This window comes from Paenarthrobacter sp. NPDC018779, assembly GCF_044391085.1.
GTDB lineage: Bacteria > Actinomycetota > Actinomycetes > Actinomycetales > Micrococcaceae > Arthrobacter.
Genome location: NZ_JBIRZS010000014.1, coordinates 80554 through 96759, shown reverse-complemented (window position 1 = coordinate 96759; position 16206 = coordinate 80554). Strand labels below are relative to the sequence as shown.

General features: G+C 63.4%; 18 protein-coding genes. 10 read left to right on the top strand and 8 right to left on the bottom strand.

Going from position 1 to position 16206, the window contains the following annotated elements; translation table 11 throughout:
* The first annotated feature begins 140 nt into the window (after positions 1-140).
* A complete protein-coding gene (locus ACH488_RS15025; protein ID WP_397325356.1) occupies positions 141-1142 on the top strand; it encodes a trypsin-like serine peptidase in 1002 nt (333 codons plus the stop codon).
* A gap of 118 nt (positions 1143-1260) precedes the next feature.
* Here the strand turns inward: ACH488_RS15025 and purH are convergent, their stop codons facing one another.
* Positions 1261-2931 carry a bifunctional phosphoribosylaminoimidazolecarboxamide formyltransferase/IMP cyclohydrolase gene (gene purH, locus ACH488_RS15020; RefSeq protein ID WP_397325355.1) on the bottom strand — a complete coding sequence of 557 codons (1671 nt, stop codon included), beginning with the start codon at positions 2929-2931 and terminating at the stop codon, positions 1261-1263.
* A 110-nt stretch (positions 2932-3041) separates the two neighbouring features.
* Between purH and ACH488_RS15015 the strand changes: the two genes are divergently transcribed.
* The 3 genes from ACH488_RS15015 to ACH488_RS15005 are packed head-to-tail and all read left to right on the top strand — an operon-like array spanning position 3042 to position 6310.
* Positions 3042-3989 (top strand): N-acetylglucosamine kinase, encoded by a 948-nt coding sequence (locus tag ACH488_RS15015; protein ID WP_397325354.1) that lies wholly within the window; start codon positions 3042-3044, stop codon positions 3987-3989.
* Positions 3964-4914 carry an N-acetylmuramic acid 6-phosphate etherase gene (murQ, locus tag ACH488_RS15010; RefSeq protein ID WP_397325353.1) on the top strand — a complete coding sequence of 317 codons (951 nt, stop codon included), beginning with the start codon at positions 3964-3966 and terminating at the stop codon, positions 4912-4914. The genes ACH488_RS15015 and murQ overlap by 26 nt, the downstream gene beginning before the upstream one ends.
* A 43-nt stretch (positions 4915-4957) precedes the next feature.
* A complete protein-coding gene (locus ACH488_RS15005; RefSeq protein ID WP_397325352.1) occupies positions 4958-6310 on the top strand; it encodes an MFS transporter in 1353 nt (450 codons plus the stop codon).
* A gap of 65 nt (positions 6311-6375) precedes the next feature.
* On the opposite strand, the gene ACH488_RS15000 is transcribed toward ACH488_RS15005, so the two are convergent.
* Positions 6376-7044 (bottom strand): hypothetical protein, encoded by a 669-nt coding sequence (locus ACH488_RS15000; RefSeq protein ID WP_397325351.1) that lies wholly within the window; start codon positions 7042-7044, stop codon positions 6376-6378.
* Positions 7045-7430: 386 nt separating this feature from the next.
* Positions 7431-8000: a phosphoribosylglycinamide formyltransferase gene (purN, locus tag ACH488_RS14995; protein ID WP_397325350.1), complete on the bottom strand. Its 570-nt coding sequence runs from the start codon at positions 7998-8000 to the stop codon at positions 7431-7433.
* Positions 8001-8011: 11 nt separating this feature from the next.
* On the opposite strand from purN, the gene ACH488_RS14990 reads away from it, so the two are divergent.
* Positions 8012-8461 (top strand): hypothetical protein, encoded by a 450-nt coding sequence (locus ACH488_RS14990; RefSeq protein WP_397325349.1) that lies wholly within the window; start codon positions 8012-8014, stop codon positions 8459-8461.
* 30 nt (positions 8462-8491) lie between these two features.
* Here ACH488_RS14990 and ACH488_RS14985 read toward each other — a convergent pair whose 3' ends face one another.
* Positions 8492-9823 (bottom strand): DUF6350 family protein, encoded by a 1332-nt coding sequence (locus tag ACH488_RS14985; protein WP_397325348.1) that lies wholly within the window; start codon positions 9821-9823, stop codon positions 8492-8494.
* 459 nt (positions 9824-10282) lie between these two features.
* On the opposite strand from ACH488_RS14985, the gene ACH488_RS14980 reads away from it, so the two are divergent.
* On the top strand, positions 10283-10951 hold the full coding sequence (locus tag ACH488_RS14980; protein WP_397325347.1) for a hypothetical protein: 669 nt from the start codon (positions 10283-10285) through the stop codon (positions 10949-10951).
* Positions 10952-11003: 52 nt separating this feature from the next.
* Here the strand turns inward: ACH488_RS14980 and ACH488_RS14975 are convergent, their stop codons facing one another.
* Positions 11004-11987, bottom strand: a complete 984-nt coding sequence (locus ACH488_RS14975) for an Lrp/AsnC family transcriptional regulator (RefSeq protein ID WP_397325346.1) — start codon at positions 11985-11987, stop codon at positions 11004-11006.
* Between the two features lie 98 nt (positions 11988-12085).
* Between ACH488_RS14975 and ACH488_RS14970 the strand changes: the two genes are divergently transcribed.
* From ACH488_RS14970 to aqpZ, 3 genes are all read left to right on the top strand, one after another.
* The gene (locus tag ACH488_RS14970) at positions 12086-12946 is read left to right on the top strand and encodes a sigma-70 family RNA polymerase sigma factor (protein ID WP_397325345.1); all 861 of its coding nucleotides are present in this window, start codon (positions 12086-12088) and stop codon (positions 12944-12946) included.
* Positions 12933-13160 carry an antitoxin gene (locus tag ACH488_RS14965; RefSeq protein WP_397325344.1) on the top strand — a complete coding sequence of 76 codons (228 nt, stop codon included), beginning with the start codon at positions 12933-12935 and terminating at the stop codon, positions 13158-13160. The genes ACH488_RS14970 and ACH488_RS14965 overlap by 14 nt, the downstream gene beginning before the upstream one ends.
* 122 nt (positions 13161-13282) lie before the next feature.
* Positions 13283-14053, top strand: a complete 771-nt coding sequence (aqpZ, locus tag ACH488_RS14960; protein ID WP_397325343.1) for an aquaporin Z — start codon at positions 13283-13285, stop codon at positions 14051-14053.
* An 83-nt stretch (positions 14054-14136) separates the two neighbouring features.
* Here aqpZ and ACH488_RS14955 read toward each other — a convergent pair whose 3' ends face one another.
* From ACH488_RS14955 to ACH488_RS14945, 3 genes are all read right to left on the bottom strand, one after another.
* Positions 14137-14514, bottom strand: a complete 378-nt coding sequence (locus ACH488_RS14955; protein WP_397325342.1) for a hypothetical protein — start codon at positions 14512-14514, stop codon at positions 14137-14139.
* Positions 14511-14888 carry a J domain-containing protein gene (locus ACH488_RS14950; protein ID WP_397325341.1) on the bottom strand — a complete coding sequence of 126 codons (378 nt, stop codon included), beginning with the start codon at positions 14886-14888 and terminating at the stop codon, positions 14511-14513. Before ACH488_RS14950 ends, ACH488_RS14955 begins: the two co-directional genes overlap by 4 nt.
* Positions 14889-15107: 219 nt before the next feature.
* Positions 15108-15530, bottom strand: a complete 423-nt coding sequence (locus tag ACH488_RS14945; protein WP_397325340.1) for an Hsp20/alpha crystallin family protein — start codon at positions 15528-15530, stop codon at positions 15108-15110.
* Positions 15531-15673: 143 nt separating this feature from the next.
* On the opposite strand from ACH488_RS14945, the gene ACH488_RS14940 reads away from it, so the two are divergent.
* Positions 15674-16096: a MerR family transcriptional regulator gene (locus tag ACH488_RS14940; RefSeq protein ID WP_397325339.1), complete on the top strand. Its 423-nt coding sequence runs from the start codon at positions 15674-15676 to the stop codon at positions 16094-16096.
* Positions 16097-16206 lie beyond the last annotated feature (110 nt).

The following is a 16206-nucleotide window of genomic DNA, read 5'->3' as shown; positions in this document are numbered from 1 at the left end:
CCATCAAGAAACTGACAGCAAAATATCACAAACTCTGAAACATCTCTTTACAAACTTGTCATACGGCGGGTAGCTTCGATTCCGTCAGTCGGCGGTCGCCATCACTGGCCGCCTCACTCCCTCGATTAGGTAGGAACAACGTGACAAAAACCAAGACCCTGGCCACAAGCCTGCTGAGTCTGTCCGCTGCCGCGATCCTTGCGCTGGTTGGCACCACCAGTGCAAACGCGGCCCCCGTCAAGGACATCGACTCAAGCGGTGCTGCGGTCAGCAGCCATGTGACGCAGGACGCCGGCGCCGCAGACTACTGGACCCCGGAACGCATGAAGAACGCCAAGAACGGCGACGTCCTCGCCACCAAGGCACTGCAGCGCACCGGTTTGCGCAACCTCGGCAAAGCCCCGGTCACCGAAGCCCCGGGCGCCGTCACCAGCATCGAAGGCCAGCAGGCCTCCACCGGCTCCAAGGCCATCAACCTGAAGGTCAACCAGAGCGAATCGCCGGTCAAGCACATCGGCAAGATCTTCTTCACGCTCGGCGGCTCCAACTACGTCTGCTCCGGCAACTCCGTCACCGCCGCCAACAAGAGCACGGTGTCCACCGCAGGGCACTGCGTCAACGAAGGCCCGGGCGCGTACGCCACCAACTTCGTGTTTGTCCCGGCCTACCTCAACGGCTCCGCACCTTACGGGAAGTGGACGGCAAAGGCGCTGTACTCCCCCACCCAGTGGGCCTCCAGCGGCAACATGCAGTACGACACCGCCTTCGCCGTGGTCAACACACTCAACGGCCAAAAGCTCGCTGACGTTGTTGGCTCCTCGGGCGTCCAGTTCAACGCTGCCCGCGGCCTGAGCTACAAGTCCTTCGGCTACCCGGCTGCTCCTCCGTTCAACGGCGAATCACTCAAGAGCTGCTCCGGCACCGCCACCAACGATCCCTACAACCCGCAGTTCAACACCCAGGGCATCCCCTGCAACATGACCGGCGGTTCCTCGGGCGGTCCGTGGTTCATCGGCAACAGCTCCAGCGGCTACCAGAACTCGGTGAACTCCTACGGCTACGGCAGCAACTCCACCACCATGTACGGCCCGTACTGGGGCTCCGTCATCCAGTCCACCTACACCACCGCTGCGGCTTCGTAACGGCTTCTTTTGTAGCAAGTCCCTGTTAAATAGACACACCTAATTACGACGGCGGCCGTCCCCTGTGAGGGGCGGCCGCCGTTGCGTTGGGGTGCTTCGCGCCTTGGGCGCCGCGTTCTTAGTGGAAGAAGTGGCGTGCGCCCGTGAAGTACATCGTGATGCCAGCGGCGTTCGCTGCGGCAATGACTTCCTCATCGCGGACCGAGCCACCGGGCTGCACCACGGCGCGGACACCGGCGTCGATCAGGATCTGCAGTCCGTCAGCGAACGGGAAGAACGCGTCCGATGCTGCCACGGCACCGCGTGCGCGCTCAGGCGCGTTGGCACCGCTGGCGTTGGACGCGCCGCCGGCGCCATCGACGTCGGACTCCACCTGGAGACCCAGCGTGTTGGCGCGCTCGACGGCCAGCTTGCAGGAGTCGAGGCGGTTGACCTGGCCCATGCCGATGCCAACTGCGGCACCGTCGTCGGCGAGGAGGATGGCGTTGGACTTGGCTGCGCGACAAGCGGTCCAGGCGAACGCGAGGTCCGCCAGGGTCTTCTCGTCGGCGGCGTCACCAGCGGCGAGGGTCCAGTTGGCGGGGTTGTCGCCGTCGGCGTCCACCTTGTCGCTCATCTGGACCAGGACACCACCGGACACCTGGCGCATCTCGGATGCGTAGCGGCCGTAGCCCTCCGGCAGTGCGAGGACGCGGATGTTCTTCTTCTTGGACAGGATCTCCACCGCTTCCGGCTCGAAGTCCGGTGCGATGACAACCTCGGTGAAGATGTCGGCCACGGTGCGGGCCATGCCGGCGGTGACCGTGCGGTTCGCAGCGATGACGCCACCGAACGCGGAGACGGGATCGCAGGCATGGGCCTTGGCGTGGGCGTCTGCGATCGGGTCGGCTGCGTCGGCGGAACCGACTGCAACACCGCACGGGTTGGCGTGCTTGATGATCGCGACGGCGGGCTCGGCGAAGTCGAAAGCTGCGCGGAGGGCGGCATCGGCGTCGACGAAGTTGTTGTAGCTCATGGCCTTGCCGTGCAGCTGGTCAGCCTGGGCGATGCCTGCCGGAGCAGCCTTGTCCACGTAGAGGGCAGCCTGCTGGTGCGGGTTTTCGCCGTAGCGGAGAACCTCGGAACGCTCCAGGGCCAGGCCGGCGTAGGCAGGCCAGTCGATGACGCCGTCGCCGTCTTCGTCCAGGAACTGGCTGGCAGTCCAGGAAGCTACAGCGTTGTCGTAGCTGGCCGTGTGCGCGAAAGCCTTGGCAGCCAGGCGGCGGCGGGTGTTCAGGTCGAAGCCGCCATGTGCTGCGGCGTCAACCACTGCGCCGTAGAAGTTGGGGTCCGTAACGATGGCGACGGCGGCGTGGTTCTTCGCGGCCGAGCGGACCATGGCCGGGCCTCCGATGTCGATCTGCTCAACAACGTCGTCCTGCGCTGCGCCGGACTTCACGGTCTCGACGAACGGGTAGAGGTTCACCACCACGAGGTCGAAGGTTTCGATCTCCATGCCGGCCAGGGTTTCCATGTGTGCTTCCACGCGGCGGTCGGCAAGGATGCCGCCGTGCACGCGAGGGTGCAAGGTCTTGACGCGGCCATCGAGCATTTCCGGGGAGCCGGTAACTTCTTCGACTTCCTTGACCGGGATGCCTGCAGCGGCGATCTTCTTGGCGGTGGAGCCGGTGGAAACAATGGCGACGCCGGCTGCGTGCAGGCCCTTCGCGAGCTCCTCCAGTCCCGTCTTGTCGTAAACCGAGATCAGTGCACGGCGGATGGGAACACGGTCAAGCTGCGTCAAGCTCACAAAAGTCTCCGTCTTAGTTCGCGTAGATATCGCGGGTCGGTGGGGATATGGGCAGTTTATCGTGTTTCGCTGCATGGCTGGTTTTGCGTCCTGCAACATAGGGTTGAGCCATGGATGCCACGGACGTCGTTCTTGTTGCCGATGTTGGGAAGAGCCGCTGCCGCGTGGAACTGCGGAGTGGTGCTGCGTTACTCGGCGCTGCGGACCGGCACGGCTTCCCGGGCGTCCACATCGACAACGGGCCGACGCTGGCGTTCGATCTCCTCCTCGAGACCACGGCGATGCTCCCACCCGGCCTGCCCGTGAGCACCCTGACCGGAGTCGGGGCGGCAGTTGCCGGCGTCGAGGCTTCCGCCGAAAAGTCCCGCGAACTCGCAACCATGTTGTCCCAGCACTTCAGCGTCCCCGCAGCTGTCCTCTCCGACGCGACCGCCGCCCACCTCGGGGCACTCCAGGGCGCACCTGGGATCAGCCTGATCGTAGGTACGGGTGCTGTGGCCTTCCGCTTCGATGAGGGCGGAGTCCTGCACCGTGCCGACGGCTGGGGTCCTTACCTTGGGGATCACGGCAGCGGCCGCTGGATCGGCCAGCAGGGTCTTCAAGCAGTTCTGCTGGCGCACGACGGCGGCCCCGCCACGTCGCTCTCGGCTGCGGCAGGCGCCCTGGTCGAGTCGCCCCAGCACCTCCCGGGTTGGCTCGCCGAACAAGAGAACCCTTACCGTGCCATGGCTCGTTTCGCACCGCTGGTTCTGCACGCCGCGGAGGCGGGTGACGCCGTCGCACGTGAGATTGTGGACGACGCCTGCCGCATCCTGACCGGCACCGTGGAGCGCGCGGCAAGCGGTGATCCGAACGCCAAACAGCGGGTGGCCGTACTGGGCGGAGTGGCCGCCTCTGGGTTCTTCTCCGGACTCTTGCAGAAGTCCCTCGCTTCGGCTGGGATTGAGATGGTGGCCCCGCTCGGCGACGGCCTGGACGGTGCCGCCCTCGCTGCGACGCGCCGCGGGCTCCTCCAGGAAAGGTACATCCACCGTGACGGAACAAACTGGCCCGACTGACGCTGACAAGCTTGCCGATCTCCGCACGGAACTCGCCGGCCTGCAGACCGAAGCCGCCGCAGAGAACCTCAAGGACCTGGACATCCTGGGCACCGACGAACTAGTGGAGGCCATGCTCTCCCACAGCGCGGGCGTGCACGCGGCCGTCGCAAAGGCGAGTGCGGCGATTGTCCAAACGGTCGACGCCGTTGCGGAGCGGCTGCAGCGCGGCGGTCGCCTTTTGTATGTGGGCGCCGGCACGGCAGGACGGCTGGGTGTGCTCGACGCAAGCGAGTGCCCGCCAACGTTCGGCACCCCGCCGGGACTCGTCGTCGGGCTGATCGCCGGCGGCACTCAAGCCATCCAGAAGCCTGTGGAGTATGCCGAGGACAACGCGACCGCGGGCGCGCGGGACCTGCACGATATCAACGTGACGGAAGCGGACGCCGTCGTGGGTATCACCGCGTCCGGGAGGACGCCGTATGTGATCGGCGCGCTGGAGGAGGCCCGGAAGAAGGGTGCGTTTACGGCGTCGTTGGCGTGCAACAAGGGCTCGGCCGTGAGTCATTTGGCGAACGTGGCGATCGAGGTGGTGGTGGGTCCGGAGTTCATCGCCGGTTCCACGCGGCTTAACTCCGGGACCGCGCAGAAACTTGTCCTCAACATGATCAGCACGCTCGTGATGGTGAAGCTTGGCAAGACCTACGGGAACCTGATGGTGGACCTGCGCGCAACGAACGAGAAGCTGCAGGCGCGGTCGCAACGGACTGTGCAGCATGCAACGGGTGTGTCCGCTGGCGAGGCGGCTGCGGCGCTGGACTCGGTTGGTGGTTCGGTGAAGGCAGCGATTCTGGTGGTGCTGACCGGCCTCGATCCGGCGGCCGCCAAGGGTGCGCTGGAGGAAGCGGGCGGATTTCTGCGGAGGGCCATCGAAAGCCAGAAGTAACAGTGTCAGGCCGAGCGCCTAGAGTTGCAGGTAGGAGGCCTTGATGAATACATACACAACCGTGCCCAGCGGCGAACAAGTGGTGCAGGAACTGCCGTGGCGGTGGAAGGTCCAAGGCAAGATCTTCCTGATCGGTGGCCTCGGCTTCATGTTCGACGCGTGGGATGTGACGCTCAACGGCATCCTCATTCCATTGCTGTCCAAGCATTGGTCTCTCCAGCCTGCCGATGCTGCGTGGATCGGCACCTCCAACCTGATTGGCATGGCCGTGGGTGCGTTCGCCTGGGGAACCATTGCGGACACCATCGGCCGAAAAAAGGCGTTCACCGCGACACTCCTGATCTTCAGCCTCTTCACGGTGCTGGGTGCGTTGGCTCCGGACATCGTGTGGTTCTGCATTTTCCGGTTCATGGCAGGGTTCGGCCTGGGCGGCTGCATTCCCGTGGATTACGCGTTGGTTGGTGAATTCACGCCCCGGAAGCAACGCGGCAAGGTGCTCACAGCCATGGATGGTTGGTGGCCAGTGGGCGCCGCTCTCTGTGGGTTTGTGTCGGCCGGACTGGTTGCTTTGTACGGGGATTGGCGCCTCACGATGCTCGTGATGGTGATCCCCGCGCTCCTGGTGTTTTGGGTTCGCCGTTCGGTTCCGGAGTCCCCGCTGTTCCTGATCCGGAAAGGCCGACGCGTGGAGGCAGCCGCCGTGATTGACGGGTTGGTTGAAGCAACCGGAGCTCCTGCCCGCGCTTACAGCTTGCCCGAACCGCAGGACGCTCCGCGGCTCTCCGCCGGAAGTGCATGGGGTCAGCTCCGCAGGATCTGGACGTTCAACTGGAAGATCACCACGGCTGCGTGGGCTCTCTTCTTCTCTGTGCTCCTGGTCTATTACCTGTCGCTGACGTGGATGCCACGGATTCTCATCGGCGCCGGGTTCGAGGAGTACAAGGCCTTTGTCACCACAGCCGGCATGGCCGCCGTCGGGCTTTTGGGTGTTGTTGTCGCCGCCCTGTTGGTGGAGCGCGTTGGCCGCAAGTGGATCCTGGCCATCACTGGCCCGTTGTCTGCGGTGACCCTGGTGATCGTGGCGTTCGTGGTGGACATTCCCTCGGCCGCCGTGATCTGGCTGCTCGTGTTCGGCTTCGTGGTCCAGGTGGCCATCCCGGTCCTCTACGCCTACGTGTCCGAGCTGTACCCGACCGAGCTCCGGGGCTCGGGGTTTGGCTGGGCTTCGACGTTCTCCCGCATCGGTGCTGGCTTCGGGCCGCTGGTGTTTGCCTCGTTCTTCTGGCCGGAATTCGGGTTGGCAACATCCTTCGCCTTGGCGGGCGGGCTCGTGCTGATCTCCGTGCTGTGGATGGCGTTCTTCGCCCCGGAAACAAAGCAACGCGTCCTCTCGTAGCCGGCTTACCCAACTGGGTCGCAGTTCAGGTCGTTCCCAGCGCTGGGAACGACCTGAACTGCGACTCAGAGGGGGGTCCAGCCGTGTTCTTCGAGCGCGCGCCGCACTTTTCGCACGGCGGTTGTTGCGTCGGTGGACATATGGCGCTTGGAAATCCTCACCAAGGTCCATCCAGCACGGCTGAAGTCCTCTTCCTTCGCGATGTCCCGGGCGATCTGTTCGCGGTCCGAGTGCCCCTCACCCTCGTAGTCGACTGCGACCTGCCAGTCGCGGTAACTCAGGTCTGGTTGGCGTACGACGCCGGGACCCAGTTCCGTGCGCACGTTGACGCCCGCTGTGGGCAGCCCAGCCCGGCCCAGTGCCAGCCTCAGTCGGGTTTCCGGCGCGGAGTCGGCGCCGACGCGGGCCTGCTCCAAAGCAAGGCGGGCTTTGCGGATTCCGGGTGTCCCCCAGTGCCGGTCCAGCATGTCGTCAAGGTCGGCCAGAGTGCAGTACGGTTCCGTGCGCCCCTCGAACTCCGGCCGCGGAATGCGGATCAGATGATCGGCCACGACGGTGATCTCGTCGATGTCCATCTTCCGGGCACAGTCGAGCCAAGTGCGGGCACGGCTCGTGATGTACAGGCCATTCAGTGTGGTGATCTCGTCTTCGAAGAACTGACCCCGGTGGCCCACCACGCCTCGTCGACGCGGAATGGCAAACCCCTCTGGCCGGGAGATGTGAATCCCAGGCAAGTTGCTTCCTGGTAGAAACCCCGGAAACTCCCACAGCAGGAAGGCCGTGGCGTGGGACGCAGCGGAGAATGCAGTTACGTGAGTCAGAGGCCGCGCGTCATCGGCGAAGCTCGTTGGGATCTCACCGGCAACGGTTCGGATTCCGCGGCTTGGTGCGACCAGGCTCGGGTGACGCAGCCGCCGTCGTGATGCACCGGCGTCGAGGGCTTGCTGCAAAGTAAAGGAGGCTGACGACAGGGATTCTGGGAGGGGGCCGGGATACTTCATGCCCCATGCTGACAAAATCAGCGGGTGCGCGGGCCGTTATCCACAGGCCTGGGCCGCGGAACGCAAACTGAGTAGCACTTCGGGTCGTTCCCAGCGCTGGGAACGACCTGATCTGCGACTTAGTTGGGCGAAGCGGCGAGGTTGGCCAGGGTCTGGACCAGCAGGCGACGCTCCACTACCTTGATGCGCTCGTGCAGGGTTTCCTCGGTGTCCTCAGGCTCGATCACCACGGCTTCCTGGGCAATGATCGGCCCCGTGTCCACGCCGGCGTCGGCCCAGTGGACGGTGCAGCCGGTGACCTTGACGCCGTAAGCCATGGCGTCGCGAACACCGTGGGCGCCGGGGAACGACGGCAGCAAAGCAGGGTGGGTATTGACGTACTTGCCGCCGAAGGCATCAATGAAGTCGGCACTGACGATGCGCATGAACCCCGAGGAAACCACCACGTCCGGGCTGTAGGAGAGCACCTTGTCCCGCAGGGCTGCATCCCACTCGGCACGGGTTTCAAAGGAGTTGAAGTTGACCACGAAGGTCTCGATGCCGGCCTCGTCCGAGCGCTCCACACCATAGGTATCCGGGCGGTCGGCGCCAACAGCGGCGATCTCCACATCCAGTTCACCCGACTTCACGGCGTCAATGACAGCCTGCAGATTTGAACCAGTACCGGACACGAGGACAACAATGCGCATTGCACTAGCTTATGGGCGGCTCGCGTAGGCTGGAAAACATGAATCCCGACGTCGATCCCCGGCAGAGTCCCAAGTCCCGCGCCGAGGCGGAAAAGTCCGCATTTGGGCGGACGCAGGTCCTGTTCCGTGCGTTCCTTTTGTCGGCCTTGGGATCCTTCTTCGTCTTCTCCCTGAACGTGAACTACGTGTGGCTCAGCGCCATCCTCACCGTGGCCAGCGTGGCATTGGGGATCGTGGTCCTTGTCCGGGCCGTGAAGTACAAGCACTCCAAGATCGTGCTCTTCGGAACCATCTCCGGCTTGGTGGTTTCGGCGATCATGTGCCTGCTGATCCTCACCACCTCGCTCTTCTTCAAGCAGGTAAGTACGTACCAGGATTGTGCACGGTCGGCTTTGACTGAGACGGCAAAATCGCAGTGCCTCGCGGACCTGGAAAACTCGATGCCCGGGCCGTTGCGCTAGGCACCCCAACCCAAGCGGCCGCCTACAGGCTTAGGCGTGCTCGTCGTCGTACGCTTTTTCGTCCAGGTTCGCCTCGCGGAGCTTCTGGCTACGTTCCAGCCACGGCCCCACTGCGTAACCGATAACGACGCCGACACCCACCTCGGCGGCCACCCACACCGCCGTCCACAACGGGTGGGGACCTATGTCTGTGAGCCGGCCGATACCGGCCGAACCGCGGGCGATCCACGCCAGGCCCGCACTCAACAGACCCGCAACGGCGCCAATAAACGCACCGAGGAACAGCGTGGACACCGCCGCCGTGAACCAGCGGGCCTTGATCTTGATGGAGAGCCACTCGTCAAAGTGGTTCTCGCCTTCGCGCAGGAACCACCAACCGGCCACGACGCCCGCCACCACGGGCAGCGCGAGCGCCATGCCGCCGAGGTCGAGCTGTCCGGCGGGCAGCCCACCGAAGATGGGGACGGCAGGCAACGGCCCGACGGCGGTTCCCAAGGGTCCCGCGGTGGAGCCGACTCCGAGTGAGAAGCCCGCGCCGGAGGACCACGCAAGGGTGAAAATGACGAGGTTCGGCAGGAAACCGAGCTGCGCGATGGTGAGGACCGCGCCGCCCAGGGCACCCGCCTTCAAGCCTTCATAGACGGCAATGATGTCCGTCCAATGCCACACGATATCCACGGCGAGGAGCACGGCGGCAAGCGCTACGGCAGCCATGGTTGCCACGAATCCGGCCTTCAACGCCGAGCCCACGTACGAGCCGGCCCAGCGCGAATGTTGGCTGGTCTTGGCGAGCCATTTGACGGCGTCCACGCCGATCAGGCGGCTCCAGGAACCGGCCTCGCGGCGGGCACCCACCACCAGTCCCAGGCCGAAGGAGATGAGCGGAATGGACATGGCCAACCACAGGTTGATGACCACGTCCGAGGTCCGGCACACAAAACCCGTGGCAGCACCGAAGGCTGCGTAAACAAGCCATGCGCCCAAGAACGCCTGCCACAACTGGTCCGTGTAGGAGGCACGTGCCAGTCGACGGCCCGCCCGCCAGGCGAGCAGGAACGGAATGAGGGTCAGGCCAAGGGGAATCAGGGACAGAGACCCGGAACCCGGCTGGCCCGCAGTGCCCAGATTTACCTGGGCCAGATGCAGCGGAACCCCATGGATCAGCAACCATGCCTGGCCGGCCAAACGGGCCAAGGCATCCACGTTGCGGTTCTGGAATCCGTCCGTCGCCCACACCCCCACCAAGGGCAACACCACAACGATGGCGGAAATGAACGCTGCCTGCGCCGCTTCCAGACCACCCTGCAGCCAAAGGGGCATGGGGAGGCCACGGTTTCCGGTCTGATCAGCGCGCAGTTTCATCGTGATCTATCGTGCCACGGTGGGCTCCACTCCCCCGGCAGACTCCCGGTAATGCCGCCAATTCCGGAGCTTTTTCCGTGGCCCGGCCGTAAAATTGGAGGTGTTTTCACAGACTTCACAAGCCCGGAAAAATCATCGAAGCCGGGAACTAGGAGCGGCCAATGGATAGGTGTCACAACTAACTACTGAAAGTCGTACTAGCAGCTGGTGCAACCACCTACGGATACTCTCCAGGTTGCACCAGCCTTCTTATGCCCTCTTGGGTTCCGCCGAGTTGGTTCCCGCCGAGGGTGAGCTCCCGGCTTTTTGGCTCGGGCAAAGTGTTGGGAACTCACCTCCCGTGAGCGGAAACTGCCGCACTGTCGGAGTAGCTCCGACGTCACGATATGGCTGTTTGACCACTTGTATGGAGGTGGGCGCAGGCGTTCGCCATCCGCAGGCGAACCGAAAGCTCCCCACATGCTCGACTCGAATGACTCCTTCAACACCTCTGTGATGGACGGAGCCAACACCATCAGGCTTGCCGATTTCCGCGGTCCTTCCATGGGACGAAGGCCGTTGACCACAGCCAGCGGCCGGCACTCCTTGCCGCGGACTCGCAGGCTGCCGCTGGGGTTGGTCTGCTTTGCAGCATGGTCGGCTTCGGTAGCGACTGGGCAATTCATGGACGCTGGTCCCGAAATTCACCGCATCGGTCTCGCAGTTCACGTTCTGGCCCTGGTGCTGGCTTTCGGCACGATACTGGTGGTTGATTGGCTCGGCCTCCTCTGGATTCTCGGCAAAGTGGCACTCCATGAACCGGGCAAGCTCGAGTCGGTCGCACGACCTTTGATCTGGGGCGGTATCGCTTTGCTGCTGGCTTCGGGGGCAACCATCAAACCCGACCTTGGCAATCCGGCGACGTGCGTCAAACTTGTGAGCGTTCTGGTGCTCATGCTGAACGGCCTGGGCGTCAGTCCTGCCATGCATAAGTTGATGTCCCTTCCGCCCCAGACACGTTTGGGAGGGCTGGGCCGGCGGCTGCGAGCGAGGATCATGATTGCTGCAGCGGTGTCCCAGGGCTGCTGGTGGACTGCCGTCCTGGTTGGCCTTATCAACAGCACGGTGCGTCGTTGGGCAGGACAGTAGGCAATCCGTGGGCGCCTCTTGAGGCATCTTCGGAAAAGCCCAAACGTATTCCCTAGACGATCCGTCTCCCGTCAGGGGCGAGCCTCTTGCCCACATGCTTGGGGGTGCGAAGAACAATGGATCGGTCAACAATCTCAACGTAGGGAAACCGTTGGCCCAGCTGCTTTTCCAACCGGGTCATGTCTTCCACCCGCCTCAGCCACACCGACATAACCAACGAGTAGAGACCACCGGTGGTAACAACCAAGCGCACTTCGTCCAGGCCGGCAAGGCTGACCGCGACAGACTCAACCTTGGTGGTTGGGACACGCAGGAAATACCAAACGCTGATGGGCCAAGGCGTGAAGGTCCGCGCAACCTCCAGCCTTACCACCACCCGCTGGTGGCCCAACACGTTCGACAAGGCATTCTTTCCCCGGGTAGGCGAAATGTTCAACCACTGAGCGATGTCTGCAACCGAAGCCCGGCCATCGACCAGCAGCATGCGGATCAGCTTTTCCTCCACAGCTGTGGGTAAGGCAGACGGCGCAGGACTCATCAGTGGAACGGCCCGTTCCAAGGTTTTCACCTCCTCCTCACCCAACGCACGCAGTCGCCAGCGCTGCGCATCTGTAACCAAAGTGATGACTCGATGCGTGCGCGTACCCCGGATGCCTGGCACCCCAGGGATCCGGTCAACAAGGAACGCTGAGAGTTCAGGATCACTGCGGCAGAGCACAGTGATAACAAGGTCGCGTCCACCCGCTGTCTGGTCGACGCTGATCACCTCATGGATCCCGGCAAGGTCATCGACGATGGCGGGGAGGGCAGCTGGTTTGCAGTCCACTTCGACTATGGCGCCAACGAACCTCGTACCGGCCCCAATATAGGACGTCATCCACGCCAGGCCGTCCTGCTGCAAAGCGGTCCACCGCCGGGCCAGGGTCACCGCGTCCGCACCCACGATGGGCGCAAGCGACGTCCACGAAGCCCTTGGTCTCACCTGGAGGGCATGCAACAAGCGCAGATCGCGCTCGTCCAGATCGAAATCCTGCATCGCTGGTGCACTTTCCGGTTTTTCCTGCGTTTGCCGTGAATTCAATCACGCGAGCCCTAGTTTTGGGCCACTGCCTTCCCCATCCTGAAAGAAATGCCATGCTCGCACAGGTCCTGCCTGTACTCTCCCGCTACGCGGCGCTCCATGACAAGGAACTCATGGAGCTTGTTCGTAACGGAGACCCCGCGGCCTTCGATGAACTGTACGGTCGACATCGAAAAGCGGTCGCATTCGTGGCCTTCAAGGAAACCGACAATAGAAATGATGCCGAAGACGTTGTCGCCGAAGCTTTTCTGGAGGTCTTCCGGGCGCTCTCGGTCGGGACGGGACCACAGGAGCACTTCAAGCCCTACGTCCTGACCATTACCCGCCGCATGGCCCATCGCCGAAACCAGCTGGCCCGTCGCGCCAAGGCTCTGGAGCACGACCGGGCTCTGGAACCAATTCATCCGCAGGCGGAGCAATCCACGGTGAAGGAAGAGTCCACCATGCTGATGCAAGCGCTGCGGTCCCTTCCGGTGCGTTGGCAAACAGTCCTGAAATGCATCGACTTGCAGGACATGCGCCACGCGGAGGTTGCCGCAAGGCTCGGAGTAAGTCCAAATGCGGTTGCCTCGTTGCTCATTCGGGCACGGGAGGGACTACGCGTCGCCTATCTGCAGCAGCATGTGCGGGCTGCCGAGTCAGACAAATGTGGCAAGGCACGCCGGCTACTCGTGAAGCTCGCCAGGGAGACCATCGGGTCCTCGGAACGGAACCGCGCCGAGAGCCATCTGGCTGTTTGTCCGCGTTGCAGGACAGTGCTCTCCGACCTGCGGGACATTCAAAGCTTGATGAGAGTCCGAAATCACGGTCGGAGCGCGTCACGAATCCCGCCCTCACCGGACTTATCTGCTGGGGCAACTCCGCCCCTTTACGAGCAATGGCAGAGAAAAGAGACACCCCATGGGACTTTTTGAAGATTTGCAGGGCAAGGCCCAGGACCTTATCGCAGGCAACGAAGAAGCCATCCAGGACGGAATCGAAAAAGTCGGCGATTTCGTGGACGAAAAGACAGACGGCAAGTTCGCCAGCCAGGTTGACCTCGTTCAGGGTGCGGCCTCGGACTTCGTGTCACATATCGACGGCGAAAAGGAAGAAGCTGGTCCCGCGGAAGACACTCCCCAGCAGTAGCCGCAGCCACTACCTCCGGCAACTCGAAACCACGAAAGCCCCCGGAAGTTCCCTCACGGGGGCCTCCACCTCCGTGGTTGCCCTCGAAGCGATACTCAGCCCTTCAGTTTGAAAGGACCACTATGGTCAGCCCGAAAGCCAGCACACTTCCACATCCACATGACCTGGAACCCGCCCCAACCCTGGCTACCAAACTGGGCGCCGAGGCCATCGGAACATTCATCTTGGTGTTTGGTGGCGTGGGTACGGCTTTATTCGCCGCAAATTTCCCGGACAAGTCGAACACCCTGGGGGTTGGATTCCTGGGAGTGTCGCTGGCCTTCGGACTTACCGTCGTGGCGGGAGCGTACGCCTTCGGACACATTTCCGGTGGGCACTTCAATCCGGCAGTAACCATCGGCATGGCTGTTGCAGGGCGTTTCCCCGCAAACAACATCCCGGCATATGTGATTGCCCAGGTTGCGGGCGCCGCTGCCGCATCAAGCGTGCTGGCCGCGATTGTAACCGGAGGCCCCGAGGGTTTCTTTGCGGCCGCACGTGCCGGCGGATTCGCCTCGAACGGCTTCGGTGATCACTCCCCTGGTGGGTTTGGGGTTGGTTCGGCACTGGTCATCGAATTCGTCTTGACCGCGGTTTTCGTTCTGATCATTCTTGGTGTCACGGAGAAGCGGGCAACGCCAGGATTCGCAGCCCTGGCCATCGGCTTAACCCTGACTCTTATCCACCTCATCAGCATCCCTGTAACGAATACGTCGGTAAACCCGGCACGTTCCATTGCAACGGCCCTCTGGGCGGACGGCTGGGCAGTCGGTCAGCTTTGGGTTTTCGTCGTTGCCCCCATTGCCGGCGGCGTCGCCGCTGCGTCCCTCTATCGCCTGGTGCGCCGGTCGTAGCGCACTTCGCCTTGACTGCCTTCGATCCGCCAAGATTCGCTTCGTCCATCGGCCCAGAGGCGGTCGCTCGACGGCGGCACCCCTCACGGCTGCGGCCCGTAGATGAACTCCTTGGCATGGTTAACGGCCTTCTTGAACGCATCGTTGCGCAGGGAGACCTGATCGCGCGATGAACCGCTGCCGGGCTCCATGAACGTGGTTGGCCCCGGCCGGAGGATCCAGATGTCCCCCGCTGGCGGGAGGTAGAAGACCCCGAAGGAACGATGCTCCGGATCGTCCGTCCAGATGGGAACAACGGCCACCGCGGCACCCGTGTCCACGTTGATCCACTGGGCGCGGGGCATGGGTTGTTCGTGCACTTCGGGGTCCAGAAACGGCGCGGTCCCTTTGCCCCAGCGTTCCTCAAACCGCTCGTAAAACGCGGGCATCAGGTGGCTGTCGTAGGAACGCCAGGCGCTCATGTGGGTCTCCTTGGATGTGTACGGCGGAGTGGTGTCCAGCGGGTAGGTCCGAAGCTGAGGGGTTGCTGCTGCCGCCCAGGTACGGGCACCGCCGTCGTTCGATGGACCCGAACGCTGACGGGAGTGCCGACAGCGCGCGTGCGACCCCCGTCGTAAGCCGCCCGCTTTCCTGGGTCCGACAAAACGACGTACGCCTGCATGACGGCGTGCAACTGCTGAAGGTCGAGCGCCTCGGAGGCACCGCCGTCGTGCGTCTTTTGGCGTGTGTCCGGGTGGTGCTGCCGCAGCAAGGCGCGGTAGGCGCGGGCGATTTCGCGTGCCGACGCGGTTGGCGCTACACCGAGGATCGCGTAGTAATCAGGTTCATTTCCCAAGGCCGGTTCCCGGTGGACGTGCGGTTGGCTGGGAGATGGCCCCCGGCGTGAACCCGGGGGCCATCCTTTCGGGAGGCAACGTCGGGGGCCGCGCTTCCTCTGCGCAACAAGCGCTATGGCGTGGCGCGCAGCCTGCGCCCATTTCTCCGATGCGGCCGGTCGGATGCTCTCCCGCTTGCACGCTTGGCGTTGGCTGCATGGCCTCAGCGAAGCGAACTATCAGGCGTTGATCTCCTGGCGTTGTCCGGTGGAGCTGATCTCGATGCGTCGCGGCTTGGCCTTTTCGGCGACGGGGATGCGGAGGGTCAGGACGCCTGCGTCGTAGCTGGCGTTGACGCCGTCCGTGTCCAGGGTGTCGCCGAGGATGAGCTGCCTGCTGAAGACACCTTGGGGCCTTTCGGCGGCGATCAGTTCCTTATCTTCTCCGGCGGTCGACTTCCGCTCCGCCTTGACCGTGAGGACGTTGCGTTCCACGTCCAGCTCAATCGACTCGGGGCTTACTCCGGGCAGGTCGAGAGCAACAATGAATTCCTCGCCGTCCTGCCAGGCGTCCATCGGCATCCCGGCAGGCCGTGCTGTTGTGCCAAAAACCTGTTGGGCGAGCCTGTCGAATTCGCGGAACGGGTCAGTGCGCATCAGCATGTGGTTCTCACTCCTTTGGATCTTGATGCTGATTCTGTTGTGGTCCCAGCCTTCCTGATCTGTATCGGCTGGTATAGATTTTTTATAGCACTCAGCTACGAGGGCTGCAAGTGGATTTTTTGGAGATTTTTGGGAGTGGTTTCGTGGCAGGTTTTCCGGCGGAAGCGCACGACGGCGGCTTGGCTGGTTCGGCGCCGGGCGGCGGCTCCGGCGCAGCTGCTTCGCGGGACGACCTGGGGGTCTACGCCATCTCCGTTGCGGCCGAACTCGTGGGCATGGGTCAGCAGAACATCCGCCTATATGAGCGCAAAGGGCTGCTCACTCCCGAAAGGACCGACGGCGGCACGCGGCGCTACAGCGAACGGAACCTGGTGACACTGCGACGGATCGGAGTGCTCCTGAACGAGGGACTCAACCTGGCCGGAGTGAAGCTTGTGCTGGAGTTGGAAGCTACGAATCGCGGGCTCGTGGAGGACAACCGTGGGCTCACCGAGGACAACCTGGAGTTGCGGGCGGATAACCGGGGGCTGAGGAAGGATTTGAAGCGGGCGCGGGGTGGGGATTGAGTAGCCGCAGGGCGTGGTTTTTCGATTCCGTCGGGAGTAATCTCTGTCCCGACGCCGCATTCCGGCGTCCGTTACGGAGCGGCTTCCCCTGTTAATGGCCGCCGTCAGGG

What these genes read in the sequence shown, in the direction of transcription:
- ACH488_RS14985 (WP_397325348.1), bottom strand. Translation starts at nt 9,823, where the DNA reads ATGAAACTGCGCGCTGATCAGACCGGAAACCGTGGCCTCCCCATGCCC.
- ACH488_RS14970 (WP_397325345.1), top strand. Translation starts at nt 12,086, where the DNA reads ATGCTCGCACAGGTCCTGCCTGTACTCTCCCGCTACGCGGCGCTCCAT.
- ACH488_RS14990 (WP_397325349.1), top strand. Translation starts at nt 8,012, where the DNA reads ATGGGCGGCTCGCGTAGGCTGGAAAACATGAATCCCGACGTCGATCCC.
- ACH488_RS15005 (WP_397325352.1), top strand. Translation starts at nt 4,958, where the DNA reads ATGAATACATACACAACCGTGCCCAGCGGCGAACAAGTGGTGCAGGAA.
- ACH488_RS15015 (WP_397325354.1), top strand. Translation starts at nt 3,042, where the DNA reads ATGGATGCCACGGACGTCGTTCTTGTTGCCGATGTTGGGAAGAGCCGC.
- aqpZ (WP_397325343.1), top strand. Translation starts at nt 13,283, where the DNA reads ATGGTCAGCCCGAAAGCCAGCACACTTCCACATCCACATGACCTGGAA.
- purN (WP_397325350.1), bottom strand. Translation starts at nt 8,000, where the DNA reads ATGCGCATTGTTGTCCTCGTGTCCGGTACTGGTTCAAATCTGCAGGCT.
- ACH488_RS14980 (WP_397325347.1), top strand. Translation starts at nt 10,283, where the DNA reads ATGCTCGACTCGAATGACTCCTTCAACACCTCTGTGATGGACGGAGCC.
- ACH488_RS14975 (WP_397325346.1), bottom strand. Translation starts at nt 11,987, where the DNA reads ATGCAGGATTTCGATCTGGACGAGCGCGATCTGCGCTTGTTGCATGCC.
- ACH488_RS14945 (WP_397325340.1), bottom strand. Translation starts at nt 15,530, where the DNA reads ATGCTGATGCGCACTGACCCGTTCCGCGAATTCGACAGGCTCGCCCAA.
- ACH488_RS14965 (WP_397325344.1), top strand. Translation starts at nt 12,933, where the DNA reads ATGGGACTTTTTGAAGATTTGCAGGGCAAGGCCCAGGACCTTATCGCA.
- ACH488_RS14955 (WP_397325342.1), bottom strand. Translation starts at nt 14,514, where the DNA reads ATGAGCGCCTGGCGTTCCTACGACAGCCACCTGATGCCCGCGTTTTAC.